At 65.3% G+C, this 1,345-nt stretch carries 1 protein-coding gene; it reads left to right on the top strand.

What is annotated here, in order from left to right; genetic code table 11:
- Nucleotides 1-1,345, top strand: a 1,345-nt coding sequence (locus Q5Y75_RS28315; RefSeq protein ID WP_306203642.1) for an Ig-like domain-containing protein, incomplete at both ends; no start/stop codon positions are given.

Genomic DNA, 1,345 nt, shown 5'->3' with positions numbered 1-1,345 from the left:
CGCGCTGGTGGGCTACACCCAGGGCGTTGACACGATCACGGATTTCGTGCGCTTCACCACGGTTGGCAATGACACGCTGCTCGAGATCAACCCCGACGGTGCCAGCGGCTTCGTCCAGGTCGCCCTGCTCACCGGCGTCAAAAACCTCGCCGGAACCGAAGCCGATATGGAAGCAAACGGCAGGCTGCTGACGGCCAGCGCCAATGCGGCGCCGGATGCGGTGGATGACGCGGCCAGCGTGGACGAGGACCAGAGCGTCACCATCGATGTGCTGGGCAATGACAGCGACAGCGATGGCGGCGTGCTGTCGATCCAGTCGGTGGGCCAGGGCCAGTTCGGCACGGTGGTGATCGATGGCGATCAGCTGACCTACACGCCGGATGCGGATGCCAGTGGCGATGACAGTTTCAGCTACACGGTCTCGGACGGCCAGGGCGGCACGGCGGTGGCCACGGTCACCGTCACGGTGGCGCCGACGCCGGATGCGCCGGTGGCGCAGGATGACGCAACCAGCGGCGAGCAGGACGGCCCGATCCAGATCGACGTGCTGGCCAATGACAGCGACGCGGATGGTGATGCGCTGAGCATCGATATCTCGGGCGCGACGCCTGCAAACGGGTCGGTCTCGGTCTCGAACGGGCAGATCGTCTATACGCCCGATCCCGGCTTTGTCGGCGAGGACAGCTTTACCTATGCGGCCTCGGACGGCACCTCCAGCAACACCGCCACCGTGACGGTGACGGTCTATGAGACCAACGCCGCGCCGGTGGCCGCCCCCGATGCCGCCACCACAAACGAAGACCAGACGGTGGCGATCGACCTGCTGGCCAATGACAGCGACGCCAATGGCGACCCGCTGAGCGTGACCGCGCTGACCAGCGCTTTCGACGATCCCGGCACCGTCGGCGTGGTCGAGACCGAGCATGGTTCGGTGACCCTGGCAAACGGGGTTGCGACCTATACGCCGGATGCGGATTTCAACGGGGTGGACAGCTTCGGCTATACGCTCAGCGACACCAAGGAGAGTTCGGCGGGCACGGTCTCGGTGACGGTGGACGCGGTCAATGACGCGCCGGATGCGCAGGATGACACAGCCACCACCGATCCCGATGTGGCGGTCTCGATCGATGTGCTGGCCAATGACAGTGACGCCGATGGCGACGCGCTGAGCATCGATATCTCGGGCGCGACCCCGGCCAATGGCTCGGTCTCTCTGGTCAATGGCGAGATCCTCTATACGCCCGATCCGGGCTATATCGGCTCTGACAGCTTTACCTACGCGGTGTCGGACGGTACCGAGAGCCGGACCGCGACGGTGTCGGTGACGGTGGGCTCGCTTTATGAT

This window comes from Ruegeria discodermiae (genome assembly GCF_030758345.1).
GTDB lineage: Bacteria > Pseudomonadota > Alphaproteobacteria > Rhodobacterales > Rhodobacteraceae > Ruegeria_C.
The sequence above is the reverse complement of the archived record's forward strand: the minus strand, read 5'-3'. Positions and strand labels throughout refer to the sequence as shown.